Source organism: Desulfovibrio desulfuricans DSM 642 (assembly GCF_000420465.1).
In the GTDB taxonomy this organism is placed as follows: domain Bacteria; phylum Desulfobacterota; class Desulfovibrionia; order Desulfovibrionales; family Desulfovibrionaceae; genus Desulfovibrio; species Desulfovibrio desulfuricans.
On record NZ_ATUZ01000020.1, the window covers coordinates 21745 to 40694 of the forward strand.

14 protein-coding genes are annotated in these 18950 nt (G+C 56.7%); 7 read left to right on the top strand and 7 right to left on the bottom strand.

What is annotated here, in order from left to right:
- Nucleotides 1-28: 28 nt before the first annotated feature.
- Nucleotides 29-1312: an ABC transporter substrate-binding protein gene (locus G449_RS0114900; RefSeq protein ID WP_022660116.1), complete on the bottom strand. Its 1284-nt coding sequence runs from the start codon at nt 1310-1312 to the stop codon at nt 29-31.
- A gap of 154 nt (nt 1313-1466) precedes the next feature.
- Nucleotides 1467-2519 carry an ABC transporter ATP-binding protein gene (locus G449_RS0114905; RefSeq protein ID WP_022660117.1) on the bottom strand — a complete coding sequence of 351 codons (1053 nt, stop codon included), beginning with the start codon at nt 2517-2519 and terminating at the stop codon, nt 1467-1469.
- Between the two features lie 254 nt (nt 2520-2773).
- On the opposite strand from G449_RS0114905, the gene G449_RS0114910 reads away from it, so the two are divergent.
- Nucleotides 2774-3592, top strand: coding sequence for a phosphodiesterase (locus G449_RS0114910; RefSeq protein ID WP_022660118.1), 819 nt, complete (start codon nt 2774-2776; stop codon nt 3590-3592).
- Nucleotides 3593-3687: 95 nt separating this feature from the next.
- Here the strand turns inward: G449_RS0114910 and G449_RS0114915 are convergent, their stop codons facing one another.
- The 3 genes from G449_RS0114915 to G449_RS0114925 all read right to left on the bottom strand — a co-directional run bounded on the left by G449_RS0114915 (nt 3688) and on the right by G449_RS0114925 (nt 8993).
- A complete protein-coding gene (locus G449_RS0114915; RefSeq protein ID WP_022660119.1) occupies nt 3688-5301 on the bottom strand; it encodes an aldehyde dehydrogenase family protein in 1614 nt (537 codons plus the stop codon).
- Between the two features lie 102 nt (nt 5302-5403).
- Nucleotides 5404-6969 carry a carboxylesterase/lipase family protein gene (locus G449_RS0114920; RefSeq protein ID WP_022660120.1) on the bottom strand — a complete coding sequence of 522 codons (1566 nt, stop codon included), beginning with the start codon at nt 6967-6969 and terminating at the stop codon, nt 5404-5406.
- Nucleotides 6970-7238: 269 nt separating this feature from the next.
- Nucleotides 7239-8993, bottom strand: coding sequence for a methyl-accepting chemotaxis protein (locus G449_RS0114925; protein ID WP_245559885.1), 1755 nt, complete (start codon nt 8991-8993; stop codon nt 7239-7241).
- 598 nt (nt 8994-9591) lie between these two features.
- Here G449_RS0114925 and G449_RS0114935 point away from each other — a divergent pair.
- The 4 genes from G449_RS0114935 to G449_RS17480 all read left to right on the top strand — a co-directional run bounded on the left by G449_RS0114935 (nt 9592) and on the right by G449_RS17480 (nt 15230).
- On the top strand, nt 9592-10698 hold the full coding sequence (locus G449_RS0114935) for a class II glutamine amidotransferase domain-containing protein (protein WP_022660123.1): 1107 nt from the start codon (nt 9592-9594) through the stop codon (nt 10696-10698).
- The gene (locus tag G449_RS0114940; protein WP_022660124.1) at nt 10686-12317 is read left to right on the top strand and encodes a glutamate synthase-related protein; all 1632 of its coding nucleotides are present in this window, start codon (nt 10686-10688) and stop codon (nt 12315-12317) included. Before G449_RS0114935 ends, G449_RS0114940 begins: the two co-directional genes overlap by 13 nt.
- A 20-nt stretch (nt 12318-12337) precedes the next feature.
- Nucleotides 12338-14635: an FAD-dependent oxidoreductase gene (locus G449_RS0114945; RefSeq protein WP_022660125.1), complete on the top strand. Its 2298-nt coding sequence runs from the start codon at nt 12338-12340 to the stop codon at nt 14633-14635.
- A 184-nt stretch (nt 14636-14819) separates the two neighbouring features.
- Nucleotides 14820-15230, top strand: coding sequence for a winged helix-turn-helix transcriptional regulator (locus tag G449_RS17480; protein WP_081640599.1), 411 nt, complete (start codon nt 14820-14822; stop codon nt 15228-15230).
- A gap of 51 nt (nt 15231-15281) precedes the next feature.
- On the opposite strand, the gene G449_RS0114955 is transcribed toward G449_RS17480, so the two are convergent.
- Nucleotides 15282-15836 (bottom strand): ferredoxin domain-containing protein, encoded by a 555-nt coding sequence (locus G449_RS0114955; protein ID WP_022660127.1) that lies wholly within the window; start codon nt 15834-15836, stop codon nt 15282-15284.
- 339 nt (nt 15837-16175) lie between these two features.
- On the opposite strand from G449_RS0114955, the gene G449_RS0114960 reads away from it, so the two are divergent.
- Nucleotides 16176-16685 (top strand): nitroreductase family protein, encoded by a 510-nt coding sequence (locus G449_RS0114960; RefSeq protein WP_027181058.1) that lies wholly within the window; start codon nt 16176-16178, stop codon nt 16683-16685.
- 34 nt (nt 16686-16719) lie between these two features.
- The gene (locus G449_RS0114965; protein ID WP_051135475.1) at nt 16720-17283 is read left to right on the top strand and encodes a GNAT family N-acetyltransferase; all 564 of its coding nucleotides are present in this window, start codon (nt 16720-16722) and stop codon (nt 17281-17283) included.
- 162 nt (nt 17284-17445) lie between these two features.
- Here G449_RS0114965 and gdhA read toward each other — a convergent pair whose 3' ends face one another.
- A complete protein-coding gene (gene gdhA, locus G449_RS0114970) occupies nt 17446-18795 on the bottom strand; it encodes an NADP-specific glutamate dehydrogenase (RefSeq protein WP_022660130.1) in 1350 nt (449 codons plus the stop codon).
- Nucleotides 18796-18950 lie beyond the last annotated feature (155 nt).

Sequence of the window (18950 nt, forward strand, 5' to 3'; positions counted from 1 at the left end):
AGCCCCCCCCTGGCAGCACAATGCTTGTTTACTTCTGGTAGCGGCGCAGAATGCGGTCAGCTTCGCGCTGGGCATCCTTGAGGGCGGCGTCAGGCTTTTTGGAGCCGTTAACAGCGGCCTGAATGGCATCGTCCAGAGCCTTGGTCACGCGCTGGTTCTCGTGGGTGGAAAGCTCGGGCACGGCGTGGGCCAGCTGATCGCGGGCCACGGCGGCATAGGGAAAGCCCTTCACGTAGGTTTCCATGCGTTCGGTCTTCCAGGCATCGGGGCGCACAGCCACATAGCCGGTATCAATGCCCCACTGGGCGGCGCGCTCGGCAGTGGTCATCCACTGGACAAACCTGACAGCAGCCTTGCGTTCTTCAGGCGTTGAATTTTTGAAAATGTAGAAGTTGCCGCCGCCGGTGGGCGAGCCAAGGCGGGCATTGGCGGGCAGCATGCCCACGCCGAAGGGGAACTTGGCGTTGGTGCGCACGTTGGTGAGGTTGCCGGTGGTGGTCCACATGATGGCGGTTTTGCGCTCAAAGAAATCGCGGGGCGTGGTGGACCAGTCAATGGTGCCCTTGGGCGACACTTCGTACTTGTAGGCCAGATCGGTGAGGAACTGGAGGGCTTCGATATTTTTAGGATTGTCAAAGAAGACCTTGTTGCCCGCATCGTTCATCAGCTCAACGCCGTTGGTGATGGCAAGGGCCTGAAGCATCCAGTAGGCATAGCCGGTGCTGGGAATGGCAACGCCCCACTGGCTGACCTTGCCGGATTCGTCCTTCTTGGTGAGTTTTTTGCCCATTTCTACCAGTTCCTGCCAGGTGGCGGGGCCTTTTTCAGGGTCGAGGCCTGCTTCCTTGAACATTTCCTTGTTCCAGTACATCACGATGGTAGAGCGCTGGAAGGGAATACCCCAGGTTTTGCCTTCGGTCTGACTGTTGCGCATGAAGCCGGGAAAGTAATCCTTGGTAAAGGCCATGTTGTCCTTGCCGACAATTTCATCGTAGGAAACGATGGCGTTTTCATCAATGAGAGTGAACATATCGGTAGAGAGCAGCACAGCCACATGCGGCGGCTCGCCCCCGCGCTGGGCGGTAAGGGCCTTGGTGATCGTATCGCGATAATTGCCCGAATACACAGGCGTAATCTTGATGTCGGGGTTTTCTTTCATGAATTCCTGGGTCATGCCCTCCACGATTTTGGTGATGGGCCCGCCCACGGACACGGGAAAGTAAAATGTAAGGTTGGTCTGAGCCGCCAGCGCGCTGCCAGCGCACAGGCAGATACAGAAGATTGCCAAAAACAACGAGCGAATACGTTTCATGGATTTCTCCTCAAAGGGTTTGGGGGCTGTATCCGTACTATCGCCTGAATGTTACCGATAAGGGGCAAATGTGTATCAAAATTAAATGATTATGACAGTAGCGCGACAAAAGACAGCCAAATCGGCACGCCATGACGCGTGAAGGTGCAATCGGCTATGCCGCGCCCATGCGCTTGCCAGATTCCGCCTCAAAAAAGTGCAGGGCATCGGCGGCAAAGTTCAGGCGCAGCTTGTGGCCGGGTTTGAAGCCGGGGTTGCCCGCCATTTGCACAGCCACCTGCTGCTGGCCCAGGCTGCAAGCCAGCACGGAATCCGCACCAAGATATTCCATGCTCAGCACTTCGGCCTCCCACGGGCCGTCAGGCGTTACCTGAATATTCTCGGGGCGGATGCCCAGCGTGCATTCGGCGGCAACAGCGCCCGGCACCGGGCAGCATTCATTGCCCTTGATGACCGCCTGCCCCTTGCACATGGCAACATTCAGAAGGTTCATGGGCGGCGTGCCGATAAAGCTGGCCGCAAAGGTGGTGGCGGGCTGGGAATACATGGCGACAGGGGCGTCGTTCTGCACGATATGCCCGTGCTGCATCAGAATGATGGTGTCGGCCATGCTCATGGCTTCTGTCTGGTCGTGGGTAACGTAGACCATTGTCATACCCAGGCGCTGTTGCAGGTCGCGGATTTCGCGCCGCATTTCGAGCCGGAGCTTGGCATCAAGGTTGGAGAGCGGCTCGTCCATGAGGCACACTGCCGCTTCGGCCACAAGCGCACGGCCAAGAGCCACGCGCTGCTGCTGCCCACCTGAAAGGGCGGAGGGCTTTCTTTCCAGCAGGCCGGAAAGGCCAAGCACGTCAACGGCGTTGTCCAGCCGCCTCATCTGGTCAGCCTCCGGCACTTTGCGCACCTTGAGGCCAAAGAGGATATTTTCCCGTACTGTGAGGTGAGGAAAAAGCGCGTAGGACTGGAACACCATGGCCAGATGGCGATCCGCCGGGGGCAGGTCGGTAACGTCGCGGTCGCCAATGTAGATGCGTCCGCCGGAAACGCTCTCAAGCCCGGCAATGAGCCGTAGCGTGGTGGATTTGCCGCAGCCGGAAGGCCCGAGCAGCACAAGCAGCGAACCTTCGTTGATTTCAAAGGATACATTTTGCACAGCGTGGGTTGCACCCCACTTTTTACATACGTTTTCAAGACGTATTGCGGACAAGTTCAGCTCCTTTCGTGGATGGCGCGCTTGTGGGCGGGGCGGTCAGACTCCAGAGGCGTAACACAAGGCCGTGCTGCCTTCATGGAGAAAATTTGATTTTAATTACCACTAATTGCGCCTTGTGGCAAGAACGATAGCTTTCGTGTTCGTTACATTACAGGCAGCAGTGTTACAGTTTTGTGACAAAGGTTTACTTGACCGCAACATGCTGCCGTGATTAAAAATAGTGGAAAATGTCGAGGGGAGGTGCTGGCATGTTTGTAGCACACATATCTGATCCGCATGTGGGAGCCGGGCGCAGCCTGGCATTCAACGTGTCTGACGGTGCGCTGCTGCTGGAAAAAACCGTGGCCCACATTGCGGCCATGCCGCAACTGCCCGATTGCCTTGTGCTGAGCGGGGATATTTCGGTGAACGGTCAGTCCGGCGGCTATGCCACTGCGGCAGAGGCTCTGTCGGCGCTGCCTATGCCCGTGTATGTGTTACCCGGCAACCATGATAAACGCGAAAACCTTGTAGCCGTGCTTGGGCAGTATTGCCCTGCGGATGCGGCGGTTGCCCCCTACCTGTGCTATACTGTTGAAGATTTTCCCTTGCGGCTCGTGTTTTTTGATGGCACCCATCCAGGCTCGCATTCCGGCCATTTTGACGCTCCCGTCGCGACGTGGCTGGAAAAGACACTGGCAGCCCAGCCCGGCAGGCCCACGCTGGTCTTTACCCATCATCCACCCTTTATCACAGCCCTTGGCGTGATGGACGAGCCATATGAAAATGCCGAGGGCCTTGGCAGCCTGCTGGAGAAATTCCCCAATGTGCGCCTCTGCTGCGGGCATCTGCACAGACATATGTTCACCATGTGGCACGGGGTGGCGGCCGTGACGGCTCCCCCGGTGTGCATGCACATAGTGCCGGATTTCTGTGCCACCGGTGGAGATGCCTTTACAGATGAGGCCCCGGCATTTTTGCTCCACCACTTTGTTGATGGCCGGGTGAACACCCACTACTGCCGTGTGCCGGGCGAGTTTGCCGAGTGCGGGCCGTTCAGCTTCTCCCACCCGCCGAAGCTGGGGTAGGTGAAAATAAATTCAGGTTTTGTACAATGAAAAAGGCCGCTTTCGCGGCCTTTCATGTTTTACTTCAACTCTTGTTTTTTCAAAAAAATTAGCGTCTAGAATAGAAAATCCGTAGACAGGAAGTTGGATTTTCTGTTGCGCACGATGTCAGAAATCAGTTCCTTGTTGGGGGCGGAGCCCTTGGCTGCCACCAGTGTGCGGATGGAGAAGGCGCGCAGCGCATCACTGACAGAGAGTGTGCCTTCCGCAGAGTCCTTGCGGCCTGTGAAGGGGAAGGTATCTGGCCCGCGCTGGCACTGGCTGTTGATGTTGACGCGGCACACCTGATTGACCATGGGGTCAATGAGCGCGGCCACGGCGTCGGGGTCAGTGCCGAATATGCTGGCCTGCTGGCCGAAGGGCGAGGCTATTACCGCCTCTGCGGCTTCCGACACGTCGTTGTACGAAACCACAGGCACCACAGGGGCAAACTGTTCTTCCGTGTGCAGGCGCATGTCTGCGGTAACGCCCGCAACCAGCGTGGGGTAATACAGGGTGCGATCAAAGATGCCGCCGTGCGGGTTGGCAATGCGCGCGCCCTTGGCAACAGCTTCGTCCACCAGTTCACGCAGGTCGTCTATCTTGCCGGGCACGGGCAGCGGGGTGATTTTGACCCCCGGCTTCCAGGGCAGGCCCATGGGCAGGGCGGCAATGGCCTCGCTGAATTTTGCCAGAAATTCCTCAATGCGCGAAGCGTGTACATAAAATATCTTCAGGGCCGTGCAGCGCTGGCCGTTAAAGCTCAACGCTCCGGTTACGGCCTCGGATACGGTCAAATCCATATCAGCGCAGGGCAGCACGATGGCAGCGTTTTTGGCGTCCAGCCCCAGCACGCAGCGCAGTCGGTGGGGCGAGGGATGGTGACGGCGCAGGGCATCAGCCGCGCGGCTTGAGCCGATAAAAGCCAGCACGCTGATGCGGCCAGATTCCAGCGCGGGAATGGCCACACGCCTGTCGCCAAAGAGGATGTTAACCACCCCGGCGGGGAAGCAGTCAGCAAAGGCTTCAAGCAGGGGCGCATAGAGCAGCTTGCCAATGCGCGGCGTTTTGACGATGACCGGGTTGCCCATGATCAGGGCCGGAATAAGCGTGGTGAAGGTTTCGTTGAGCGGATAGTTGAACGGCCCCATGCACAGCACCGGCCCAAGCGGCGCGCGGCGGATCTGGGCGTAAATGCCGCTCTCGATCACAAAGCGGGAGGAGGCGCGGTCGAGGTCTTTAAGGGCGTCCACAGTGGCGCGGATGTAGTCGATGGTGCGGTCAAATTCCGCCCGGCAATCGTTGAGCGGCTTGCAGATTTCCCACACCATCAGACGCACCACCTGATCGCGCACAGCCAGCATGCGGCGGGCAAATTCTTCCACACGGGCAATGCGGTCTTCCACGCGCATGGTGGGCCACGCGCCGCGTCCATTGTCCCACGCCTTGGTTACGGCTTTCACTGCCGCCAGAGATTCCGCCTCGGTCAGTTCCGGGCAGGAGCCGATGACGCGCTGCTCGCCGTTCACATACAGGGGCGAATGCACGGTGTGCACGGGGCCATTCCACTCAAGCAAACGCCCGCCAACAAGGTAGCGGCGCTCATGGAGCGGTTCAAGAACGCAATCATCGGGTATATTGTCCACATCCGGCGAAAAATCAGCGCCGGGCTGGATATTGGCTTCGGTCATGTGTGCCTCCTGAACTTTCAGCAGATGAAAGCAGTGAAAAAGTTGTTGTCGTGTGGAGGGTAAGAAGCCAAGCCCCTCATGTCAATGAAGCCGACCCGCAACTTACTGGTACAGCTGAATATCTTTCCACACTTCATAAACTGCGCCGTGGGGATTCGATTCTACGGTGTTAGCCTGGTCAAAAATGTAGGTGAGCCGCCGCCCTGCCTCGTATTGAGGCCACAGGGGCGCAACGCCGGGTCCGTTGGGATTGCCCGTTTTTGCAAAGTTCAGCCAGGCCCCGTGCATGGATTGCGTAAGCTCCTTGCGGCGTGATGCGGGCGTGAGCAGCCAGAAGGGATGATCATTGGTGGCAAGCGCGGTGGAAATCTCCGTTGAGTGTGCCGCGCCCAGCATGAACAGCTCCGGCAGAAAGGGGGCGTAGTCAAAGCGGTACACGTAGGTGCTGTTAAAGGCGCTCTGGGCATCCGCGCTTTTGAGCATGTCCACCACAAATGCCCGGTCGCCCGCGAGGGTCGTCAGTTTTTTCATGCCTTTTTCATTGGCGTACAGCTCCGATACCGCAGGGATGCTGGCAGCCGCGCCGTTATCGTGCAGCATCTTTTCCACCTGTTGCCAGTCCTTGGGCAGCAGGCCCAGCAGAGCAAACAGCGTGCCTTCATTACGGTTGGTGCCAAGAATGACCTTAACGTCGCGGGCATTGCCCTGTGCCATGGCCTCCCACGGGTGCATGGGCAGCAGGTCGTCCTTGACCGGGCCGGGCATGAAGATGCCGGGATGGCGGCGCGGGCCTTCCTTGAGCGTGTACGTGGCCGCCGCAAGCATGTCCTGTGCGGGCATGTCCAGCAGTTTGGCTATGTCTGTGCGCGGATTGATGCCCAGCTTTTCAAAAAAGATGGCGTTGTTCATCTCGACCATGCGGCGGGATTCGGTATTTCCTGTGACGCCGCTCTCCGCGATGGCCTTCTGGAACAGCCCCTTTGCGGCGGGCGATGCCAGCATGTTGTACACGCCCGTGCCGCCTGCGGATTCGCCCGCTATGGTCACGTTGTTCGGGTCGCCGCCAAATGCGGCGATGTTGTCGCGCACCCAGCGCAGGGCGGCAATCTGGTCTGAAACGCCGCAGTTGGATTCAAACCTCTTGTCGTACATGGAAAAATCATAAAAGCCCAAGGGGCCGACGCGGTAGTTGAAATTGACAAATACCACGCCGTCTCTGGCAAAGGACGCGCCATCGTACATGGGGTCGCTGCCTTCGCCCATGTGGTACGCGCCGCCGTATATCCATACGAATACTGGCAGCTTGGCGTCTTTGGCGGCTGTCAGCGGCGCCCATACGTTAAGGTACAGGCAGTCTTCGCTGGCAGGAACCCGCGAACGCTCAAGCCCGAACATGTTCATGTACTGGATGGGCTTGTTGCCAAAGGCCACGCATTTTTTAACGCCCTGCCAGGGTGTTGGCGGCTGGTTGCGCCGAAAGCGCAGTTCGCCTACTGGCGGCGCGGCATAAGGAATGCCAAGCCATGTTTTGACGCCAGCCGCCGCAAAGCCTTGCACCTCTCCGTACTGTGTGGCTGCAAGGGTGTCGGCGGACGTTTCATGCCGGGATACTGGACGGGCACAGGCACACAAGAGCAACACCACCAGGATGAGGATGCGGTTTTTCATGAATGTTCCTGAAAAGGGACGATGGGACGCTTCACAGGGTCGCGGGCCTGTACAGGGGGTTACCTCGCACAGGCGCACTGCAACAGGCCGCCTGTTGCCAGACGTTTTGCAAATGTGGCGTGTTGCGGACAAAAACGCAAGAAGCGTTTGTCATTGGGCGTTTGAGCTAATTTGCATGCCGTCTCGTGCCGTTCCGCCCGCAAAACAAAAGTTCCCGGTCTGCGCCGTGCAAGCGCAAACCGGGAACCTGGATGACGTGGGAGAGCAGCCTAGCCCTGCTTCATCTCCTGAATAAGGGCGGCGAGCTTTTTGGCCTGCTCCGTGAGGTCGGCCACGGCTGTGGAAGCCTGATTCATGGCCTCTGCCGTCAGGCGCGAAACCTCATTGACCTCAACAATGCTGCGGTTGATTTCTTCGCTTGCTGCCGACTGTTCCTCACTGGCTGCGGCAATGGCGTTCACCTGATCAGCCGTGGCGGTTACAACCTCCACAATGCCTTGCAGGGCCGCGCCGGATTGCCCGGCCAGATCCGTAGCCACGCCTATGGAACCCACAGCGTTTTCAACGCCCTTCATGCTCTTGGCGGTGCTGTCCTGAATGGCCTGAATGGCCTTGGCCACATCGCTTGTGGAAATCATGGTTTTTTCCGCCAGCTTGCGCACTTCGTCCGCCACAACGGCAAAACCCCGGCCCGCATCGCCAGCACGGGCGGCCTCGATGGCGGCGTTCAGCGCCAGCAGATTGGTCTGGTCCGCAATGTCGGAAATAACGCCCATAATCTGGTTAATGGCCTGCGCGTGCTCGTTCAGGCGGTTCATGTCTTCCTTGAGAGAAAGCGAGTGGGTCTGCACCTCGGTGATGCTTTCCACGGCGTTTTGCACGATTTTTGCGCCAGCAAGAGCCTTGTCGCGGGTTTCGAGCGATGCGCCAGATGCCAGCCCGGCGTTTCTGGCAACGTCCTGAACGGTGGCGTTCATTTCATTCATGGCAGTGGCTGCGCCAGAAAGCATCTTGGAAGATTCTTCCGCGCCTTCATCAGATCGTTTGATCTGGTGCGAGAGATCAGATGAAGCGGAGGAGAGCGCCTCGGCAATGGATTCAAGCTGATGGGCGGCTGCGAGCATGCCTTCCCTGCGGGCAGATTCCGCGCGCAGCTTGGCTTCTTCTGCAGCGGTCTGCGCCACCTTGGCGTGGTTCAGAGCTTCGGCGGCCTGACGGGTTTTGTCTGCTGCTTCTTGAATGCGGCCATGCAGGTTTTCTATCATCATGCCCAGCGAACTATTGAGCCGCCGGATTTCGAGCGGACAGGATGCCTTGAGCTTGGGCAGGGCGGCCTCCTGACCTTGGGCGACCTTTTCCGCTTCACTGGTGATTTGCCGCAAGGGCAGGCAGATAATGCGGGTAATCAGCCATGCAAAGCCAAGAATGATAGCAAGGATGCCCCCGCCAATAAGCAGCTCAAGGTTATCGTAATGGTCATTTCTTTCGGCAACCAGGTTGGCAACACGGGTGCGTTCCGCCTCTACGCTGTCGATATACACGCCAGTGCCGATGATAACATCAGTGCCTGGTATCATGCGTGTGTAGGCCAGTTTGGGCTGTATGCCAGCCCCCGGCTTGTCAAAGCGGTAAGCCACGAACGCTCCGCCCTTTTTGGCGGCTTCAATCAACTCGCGTATAAAATAGACCCCATCGCTGTCTTTGAGATCAATAACATTTTTGCCGTTCTGCGCCTTGTTGGTGGGCACGTTTATACGGGTGCCATCTGTTTTATAGGTAAACAGGTACCCCTCGTCGTTGGGAAAGAAGCGCTGATAATCTGTGTATTTTTCAATCAGCGCGTACTGCTCCTTGGGGTCAGAAACTCCCTTGAGCCTGTCGGCAAGATCTTGCGCTGCAACGTCCACAACACTTTTCAGGCCGTATTCATATTTTGACTGCAATGCAGCCGAAAGCTGGGGAATGGTTACTTCCGTAAAAACCAGTGTGGACATGTGGGTGTTGGTGAAAAAAAGGGTCGCCATGCCTACGACAAACCCACAGCAAAGGGTAACAAGCCACATTCTCACATTCATCTTATACCTCGCAGGGGGGAATAACCATATTTTATGAAATGCATTATCAGCTGCCTTTTAAAAGGGCATAAACTCTGCCCAGCTAAGGCTGATTCTAAGAAAAATATCGGACAATGCCAATATTATGTTATGGCAATATGTCAAATTTGCAAAAAAAAATGCACATCGTGAGATATTTGCAGAACTTTACGAGATTTTTCACATACAAATACCAGTTTTTATACATGGTATCAAAACTTAAACACTGCGACTTTTTTTTGATGCAGGGCATCAATTTATTCTTGCCCATCGAAAAGGTTTGTAGCAAACTCAATTTCCCCCCTGCGCCAGAGGCCGAACGCAACCGCCAGTGTGGATCCGCCGGTTGGAGCGCAGAGGCTGTCTTTGACAGTCCCATGCTTCAACTCGTGGTGCGTTTTGGTCATGTCTTCAGACTATACCAAAAGGTCAGTCAACATTGCACCCTACGAGAGGGTTCATTCGCGTCCCTGTAGCCCAGTTTTGCGGGCTGGTCTTCAAGTGACGCATTTTCCCGAGGTTAACAGCTATGTGCAGAATTGGTTCCATCAAGAGCAAGACGCCTGTACCCCCCTCAATGGCGCTCAATCTAATGCTGCCGCAGCAGGAAGGGCATGACAACTCCGGTTTTGCTATGGTTATGCAAGATCTGGAGGGCGTGTTCAGCCACTACAAAGACAAACCCCTGCTTTCATTGGCCTGCACCCCCGAGGGCGTGCAGCTGGTCAACGACTACATGGAAGAAAAGGGTTTTGTGCAGGTTGCCCAGTGGGTGCCTGAAGTGGACAAACGCCCCGGCCTCAAGATTGAGGCCATGCCCCGTTACGTCTTCCGCAACTATGACTACCCAGAGGAATACCGTTCCCGGAGTCAGGAAGATCGCGAAAACCTGCTGCTGGACACACGCCTTGAGCTGCGGGGCTTGTTGGCCGAGAAAAAGAATGGCTTTGTCTATTCGTTCTGGCCCGATGTGCTGACCCTTAAAGAAATCGGTGATCCTGCCGACATAGCTGTATATTTTCGACTATGGAAAGACGATGGCCGCCTGACCGCGCGCAACATCGTGACCCAGTGCCGCCAGAATACCAACTACGCCATCGTGCGTTACGCTGCGCATCCCTTCTTTTTGCAGGGTTACACTGTGTGCGCCAACGGCGAGAACACGTTTTTCACCAAGAACAAAGAGTTCCAGAAGTCGCTGCACAGGGGCTATGTGGGTTTTGAATCCGACTCGCAGAACTTTCTGTACACTTTGCACTATGTCTTGCATGAGCTGCGTTGGCCCATCAAGTATTACAAGCACGTGATCACGCCCCTGCCTTTTGTGGAGGCGGAACAGCGCGCTGACCGCAAGGTGCTGAATCTTATTCGCGAATCCCTCGCGCATCTGGAGATCAACGGCCCCAACACCATCATCGGCCTTCTGCCTGACGGCAAGATGATTACCTGCTGCGACTCCAAAAAGCTGCGGCCCGTTGTTGTGGGCGTAAACTCGGACATGGTGGCTATCGCCTCCGAGGTCTGCGGTCTGAACGCCATCATGCCCGACCGCGACATCTCCAACGACATCTATCCCAATGAACGGGAAATGGTGGTTATTGACAACGATCTGGCGGTGCAGCGATGGAATCAGTAAGAACTCAGGACGTAAGTGTTAACGACCTGCGCTGGAAGATAGAATACCGCCCCGATTTGTGCACCATGTGCGGCTCGTGCGTGGCGGCGTGTACTTTCAACGCCATTGAAGTGGGCATGATGCGCCGCAGCATCACGCTTTCGCGCAAGGCCTTTCCCGACCCGACACAGGAGCATTCCGCGCGCCCGGTCATCATGCAAAAGGCCAGCATTCCCAACTCCTGCGTGGGTTGCGGCATGTGCGAAAAAATCTGCCCCAACGCGGCCATCAAACCCGTGCGCAACCAGGATACTCGGTTTCCTGTGCTGGCGCGCCACCACGGCCCCGTCAAACGGGGCGGGCGCACCAACCTGAACCCGCCGCGCACGCTCGATTCCATCTTTGTGGGCCGCATCAGCCAGATGACCGACCCCGCGCTGGATTCCGAGCGTCACACTTTTGATATCCGCTCGCCCCTTGGCCGCGTCATGCTTGCCAAGGAACTGCCCCTGCGCGTTGACGGCGACAGCCTTGTGCTGACCGAGCGCACCCCCCCGGTGCACTGGATTTACCCCGCCATCTTCAGCGACATGAGCATCGGCGCGCTCTCCACCCGCGCGTGGGAAGCCATTGCCCTTGCCGCAGCCTATCTTAATGAACAGTGCGGCATGCCCGTGCGCATGTGCTCGGGCGAGGGCGGCATGCCCATCAAGCTGCTGGAATCCGATCAGCTCAAGTATATGATCTTGCAGATCGCCTCCGGTCACTTTGGCTGGAACCGCATTATCAAGGCCATGCCCCGCATGAAGACCGACCCGGCGGGCGTACTCATCAAGATTGGTCAGGGTGCAAAACCCGGCGACGGCGGCCTGCTGCCCGCAGCCAAGGTGGCTCCGCACATTCAGGCCATCCGCGGCGTACCCAAGGCGACCCTGCATTCGCCGCCGAATCATCAGGGCCTGTATTCCATTGAAGAATCCGTGCAGAAAATGCACCTTTCGCTCAATGCGGCCTTTGGCTTCCGCGTGCCGGTGGCCATCAAGTGCGCGGCATCTGCCACGTCTGTTTCCGTTTACAACAACCTGCTGCGCGATCCCTACAAGATCTGCGGCGGGTTCTTCATGGACGGCATTCAGGGCGGCACCGGCGCTGCCAACGAGGTTTCGCTGGAGCATACCGGGCATCCCATTGTTTCCAAGCTGCGCGACTGCTACATGGCTGCCGTTGCCCAGGGTCTTCAGGGGCAGATTCCCCTGTGGGCTGGCGGCGGCATAGGCCTGACCGGCAATGCGGCTGCGGATGCCTTCAAGATGATCTGCCTTGGCGCCAACGGCGTTATCATCGGCAAGATCCTCATTCAGTTGCTGGGCTGCGTCGGCAATGAACATGGCCGCTGCAATGCCTGTAATACCGGCAAATGTCCCACGGGCATATGCACCCAGGATCCCCGTCTGGTCAAAAGGCTGGATGTGGACAGGGGCGCGCAGAACATTGTGGACTACATGCTGGCCTTTGACTCCGAACTGCGCAAGCTGCTGGCCCCTGTGGGCAACAGTTCGCTGCCGGTTGGGCGTTCCGACGCCCTGGTTACCACGGACAAGGCTGTGGCCGACAAGCTGGATATCCAGTACGCCTGTTAGACTTTGGCGAGGAGCAGAACATGCTGCGCGTTAGCACGGTAGACGAACACAAGCGCATGTCCACCCAGGATTTGCTGCTGGCCATCGAGGCGGCGGTAGAGAAGGGTGAGACTGACTTTTATATTGAGGCCTCGGGCCAGCACGATATCGGCGGCCCCCTGTGGAACAAGGAAGGTAAAAAGCTGACCTTCAAGGTCAGCAACCCCGGTCAGCGGGTAGGCTCCATGTGCCTGCCCAACACCGAAATTCTGGTTGAAGGCTCCGCCTCGGCGGACGTAGGCTGGTTGAACGCGGGCGGGCGCATTGTGGTGCGCGGCGATGCGGGAGACACTGCGGCCCACTGCGCGGCAGCCGGTACTGTTTACATTGGTGGCCGCGCGGGTACCCGCTCTGGCTCCCTCATGAAGCACGACCCCCTTTATGAAGCTCCGGAACTCTGGGTGCTCAAGAGCGTGGGCAGCTTCTCCTTTGAATTCATGGGCGGCGGCAAGGCCGTTGTGTGCGGCCATGACAGCCAGGACATTGCCTCAGTCATGGGCGAACGCTCCTGCGTCGGCATGGTTGGCGGTGCTGTCTACTTCCGTGGGCCTGTTGGACAGCTGCCCAAGGACGTGCGCCTCAACCCCCTGGACGATGAAGACATCGCCTGGCTTGACGCTGGTCTTGACGACTTTCTGATGGCCATTGACCAGCCCAGCCTGCGCAGCGAACTGTGCGACTGGAGCCAGTGGCAGAAGATCACGCCGCTGCCGTTTGAGGAGCGCGGTCAGAAGGAAGTTGTGAGCCTTGGGCAGTTCCGCAGCAAGGAGTGGATACCCAGCGGTATTTTCAGCGATGTGGCCCCTGATGACTTTATGGTCAACGGGCTGGTGGCGCGCGGCGATTACCGCCTGCGTGTGCCCATGTGGCAGAACGCCGAGTATGCCGCCCCTTGCGAATTCAACTGCCCGGCATCCATCCCCACCCAGCGCAGACTGAACCTCCTGCGTGAAGGTAATGTGGAAGAAGCCTACCGCATGGTGCTGGATTACACGCCGTTCCCCGGTTCTGTCTGCGGCAGCGTGTGCCCCAACCCCTGCATGCAGAGCTGCACGCGCACTGATCTGGACAGCCCCGTACAGATCGGCAAGCTCGGTTCCTGTTCTGCGGATATCACGGTCGACAAGCCCACAACCCGCACCGGCAAGCACATTGGCGTGATCGGCGGCGGTGTTGGCGGCCTTACGGCTGCCTGGCAGCTTGCCCGTCTGGGGCACGACGTCACCGTGTACGAAGCCGACTCCGTCATGGGCGGCAAGCTTGAGCAGGTGATTCCCCGTGCCCGCCTGAACCATGACCTGCTGCGCAAGGAACTCAAGCGTATTGAGGACATGGGCGTGACCTTTGTGAACAATTGCCCTGTTGACGCCAAAAAGTTCGAGGAACTGCGCAAAAAGCATTCAGCCCTGGTGGTTGCCACCGGTGGGCATGTGCCGCGCATCTTCCCCTGGCCCGGGCACGAAAAGATCGTGGCTGGCATCGACTTTCTGAAAGCCATCAACAAGGGCGAAAAGCCCTCTGTGCCCGACAGCGTGATTGTTATCGGTTGCGGCAACGCGGGCATGGACGCCGCTGTGGGCGCATACGCCATGGGCGCCAAGCAGGTTACCTGCATCGACGTGCAGAAGCCCGCCGCCTTTGCTCACGAAATTGAGCATGTTGAAGGGCTGGGCGGCAAGCTTGTGTGGCCCGTGCAGACCAAGGAAGTCACCGATAACGGCATCATCACCCAGGAAGGGACGCTCATTCCCGGCAAGATGGTCATTATCACCATTGGCGAATCGCCCGACCTTTCCTATCTGCCGGAAGGGTTGGAAAAGTTCCGCGAATGGATCGTGCCCAAGCCCGACCTCAGCATCATGGACGGCGTTTTTGCAGTGGGCGACGTTATCAAGCCCGGCCTGCTGGTGCATGCCATTGGCACGGGGCGCGATGCCGCCTTTGCCGCTGATGCCTTTGTGCGCGGCGAAACCTACACGCCGGAAAAGAAAAAGCTTGTGCCTTCCACGCGTCTGCACACGGCCTATTTTGCCAAGTGCCATGACCGTGAGCTGCCCACGCCGCAGGATGAATTCTCCCGCTGCGTGAGCTGCGGCACCTGCCGCGACTGCAAGATGTGCCTCAAATCCTGCCCGGAAAAGGCCATTGACCGCAAAGAAACCGCTGGCGGCGGGTTTGAATACGTTTCTGATCCTGCCCGTTGCATCGGTTGCGGCATCTGCTCCGGCATCTGCCCTTGCGGCATCTGGACCATGTATCCCAACTGGGACATGAGCTAGACGCCAGATGTGAAAGATTGACTGTCTAACTAACTGACATCTTAGTGAAATATATCTAACCCGTTTCAGCCTGTATCAGGTTGAAGCGGGTTAGTTTTTCATGAAAAAGCCTGATTATCTGCCAGCGTAAGGGGACATGCTGCGTACCGTCCCTGAATGGTCAGCAAATTATAGGGGCAGTGCCATGGTTGAGTACAAAGGTGTTTCCTATCATTGCTCTATGGAGTTTACACTGTCCGTGATTGGCGGAAAGTGGAAATGCCTCATTATCTGGTATCTGGGTGTCAGCGCTCTGCGGTTTAACGAGCTGAAAAGAAAACTCCCCAAGATAACCCAGCGGATGCTCACCCTACAGCTCAGAGAGCTGGAATCGGACGGCCTTGTGAGCCGCAAGGTTTATTCGCAGGGGATGCCCAAGGTTGAGTATTCATTGACTGATGCCGGCAGGAGCCTGTTACCAGTTCTGGGCTCATTGACAGATTGGGCACGCCGTTGCTTTTCCCCGCAGCCGAACTGTGCGGATGATCGCCCGCCCGCGCTTGTTGCTGCCCCAGGCCATGCCTCAAACACGTGTGGAATTGATGTTGAGGAATGATCCGTTTGAGATATGGCCCCGGGGACAGCATGGTTTGTAGGGCAGGGATTGCTAAGACTTGTGGAATGCCCCAAGGTCAAAGTATTTGTTTTTTCCTGTTGCCGACAAAGGTATGCCAAGTATTTTCGTTACTCCGTTACCAAGTAGCCCCAGAATCTTGGCAGTCTTGCCTATGGAAAACATTATCCTGTTATCAACGCGGTTATCTGCTGCAATGGAGACAGCGCTTCCCAGCGCAATCCCCAGATCAATGTCGTCAAAAGCGCAATGCCCACCTTTCTGTTGCGATTCCCGGCAATCTGCAAAGCCGCAAAATCCGCAGGATGTTACCCCCCGTGGTTTTGACCGTGTTCCAATAAGAACAACTGCATGCGAGTTTTTTACACTTTGTGCGTCACGTATGTTCCTTGCGCGAAACTGTTCATCCATGTCGTTTCCAAGTTCAGCCATCTGCGCCGCTAGTTGCTGAACTGCATCACCAGTCATGATTTTTATCACAATGCTGTCAATTCCCCTTGTTTTTGGGGCTGTTCTGGCTGCAATAGCCATTTGTTTCGCTACCTGAATTACGATTTCTTTTTCTGCGACATTACTTTCTATAATCATAAATATCTCCTTTATGAAAGCGATTTGCATCAATATAGGCAAGTGTTACAGATATGCAAGTACGCACAATTTTGTTATGTAGTATACTTATGTATACTTAGTTTGCTTTTTCTGAAATATTATCATGAATAAAATATGATGAATTGCAGACGTGTTAATATGTTTTGCAAATTTGTTTGCAGTAGTTGTAGTGGCGTTGGGCACAACTGATCCAGAGTACTCTTTTGTTTTATCATCGGTTATGGCATGCTGACCTATAAATTGGCAGAGCAACTGGCCTGGATTGTTTAGTAACTAACTAATATTTATATGTTTTTAAAATATAAGGAGGAGATGCTGATGGACGTTTTTGAAGCGCTGTTTACCCGCCGCAGCATACGTAAATTCACGGCTGAGCCTGTGAGCGATGAAGACTTGCAGCTCGTACTCAAGGCCGCCATGTGCGCGCCCAGCGCGCACAACAAGCAACCCTGGCACTTTGTGGTTGTGCGCGACAAAGCTCTGCTGGCCTCCATTGCCGAGCGGCACCCCTATGCCAAAATGGCTGCTGAAGCGCCTGTGGTTATTGTGGTTTGCGCCAATCCGGATGAAGCCAAAGCTCCAGGCTACTGGCAGCAGGATTGCACGGCTGCTCTGGAAAACATGCTGATTGCCGCGCGTGGCCTGAACCTTGGCACGGTGTGGTGCGGCATGTACCCCTTTGAAGACCGCGTTGAACCCATCCGCGAACTGCTCAATGTCCCGGCCCAGATCAACATGCTCGGTCTTGTGGTCATGGGGCATCCTGCGCAGCCCTTTGCCGAGGCGGACAGATTCAACGTAAGCAAGGTTCACCTGAACGGCTGGTAAACAGCTTTACTCCGCAACATCGAGGCCTGGACTCATGGATTCACAACCTTTGCGCTCCGGCGCGGGCTGTGCGCCGCACATTGTTGTGGATGACGCGCAACCGGATGATATGGCGGCAGTGCAGGGCATTTACGCCTGGCATGTGCTACACGGGCTGGCAACGTTTGAAGAGCTGCCACCCAGTGTGGAAGAAATGGAGCACCGCCGTCAGGCCGTGCTTGCTCTTGGTTTGCCCTATCTGGTGGCCCGGCAGGGCAATACTGTTGTGGGCTATTGTTACGCCGGGCTGTACGGAACGCGTTCTGCTTTCAGATTCTGTCTGGAAGATTCCATCTATGTTGCGCAGCAGGCCATGGGGCAGGGTGTGGGCCATGTGCTGCTGCAAGCGCTCATTGAACGGTGCGAGCGCGGCCCCTGGCGGCAGATGGTGGCTGTTATCGGCAACAGCGGCAACGCTGGTTCCATCGCCCTGCATGCTGCGCATGGCTTCAGGCACACGGGTGTGCTCCAGTCTGCTGGCTACAAGCTCGGCCAGTGGGTTGATGTTGTGCTGATGCAGCGGGCGCTTGGCCTTGGCGACACCACCAAGGCACTGTAGCGGCAAACCGTTGCATCAAGGAATTGCCGCGCATTATAGCGTAAACAAAAAAGCCTGTTGCGTTACGGAATATTCCTGATCAGGACACATTCCGCAACGCAGCAGGCTTTTTGTCATACTCGCCTGGCAGGCATGCTCAGGGCATGACTGCCAACCGTAGTGTTACACGCCCAAGGCGATCATGGCATCAGCCACCTTGCGGAAGCCCGCAATGTTCGCGCCCATCACAAGGTTGCCCTTGTGGCCGAATTCTGCGGCAGTGGCGGCGGCACGCTGGTGAATATCATACATGATGTGTTTGAGCTGGTTGTCCACCGCTTCAAACGTCCAGCGCTGCATGCTGGCATTCTGCGCCATTTCAAGCTGGCTGACAGACACGCCGCCCGCGTTGGCGGCCTTGGCAGGGCCATAGGCGATGCCGGAGGAGATAAAGGCATGCACTGCGTCAAGCGTTGAGGGCATGTTTGCACCTTCCGCCACGCAACCGCAGCCGTTGGCCAGCAGGGTTTCCGCGTCCGCAAGGTTCAGTTCGTTCTGCGTCGCGCAGGGAAAAGCCGCAAAGCAGGGCACGTTCCACACGGCGTTGCGCCCGGCTGGATAGGCCGCAACGGGCGTGTACTTGGCGGAAGAAACCAGCTCCGCATAGCGGGTGAGGGGGCCGCGCTCAATTTCTTTCACCTGCTTGAGCACGTCCAGCCTGATGCCCTCTGGGTCATAGATCATGCCGCGCGAGTCAGAAACGGTCACGGGTTTTGCGCCCACCTGAATAAGCTTCTGGCAGCAGTGGATCGCCACGTTGCCCGCGCCGGAAACCGTGCAGACCTTGCCTTCAAGGCTCTGGCCGCGCGCATCAAGCATGGCCTGGGCAAAATACACAGCGCCGTAGCCTGTGGCTTCAGGCCGCGCCAGCGAGCCGCCAAAGAGCAGGTTTTTGCCGGTGAGTACGCCTTCGTAGCGCCGGGTCAGGCGCTTGTACTGCCCAAAAAGAAAGCTGATTTCCTGACTGCCCACGCCAATATCGCCAGCAGGCACGTCAACGGTTGCGCCAATATGCGTCCAGAGTTCCGTCATGAATGCCTGACAGAACCGCATGATTTCCGTCTTGGATTTGCCCTTGGGGTTAAAATCAGAGCCGCCCTTGGCCCCGCCGATGGCAAGGCCCGAGAGCGAGTTTTTGAAAATTTGCTCAAAGCCAAGAAATTTAAGCACGCCCTGATTCACGCTGGGGTGAAAGCGCAGGCCGCCCTTGAACGGGCCCAGAGCCGAGTTGTACTGAACCCGGTAGCCCCGGTTAACCTGAACCTGTCCTGTGTCGTCCATCCATTGCACGCGGAAGGAGACGCAGCGTTCCGGCTCCACAATCCGCTCAAGGATTTTCATTTTTGCGTATTCAGTTTGCTTGTCCAGGATGGGTTGCAGACTTTGCAACACCTCTTGCACTGCCTGCAAAAAAACAGGTTCATGGGGATAGGTTTCTTTAAGGTTATTTAACACTCGCTCAACATAAGGCATGTTGCTCTCCTGATAGGGGGGGTAAGGATTGCACGAAAAAACTTCCGCATAACATTGATTCAAGCAGGTTTTTTTTAGACAAGATGATGCAGTTTGACAAGAATTAAAAAAAATACCTAATCCGATATGAGGAATATGACGCTTGCAACAAAAAG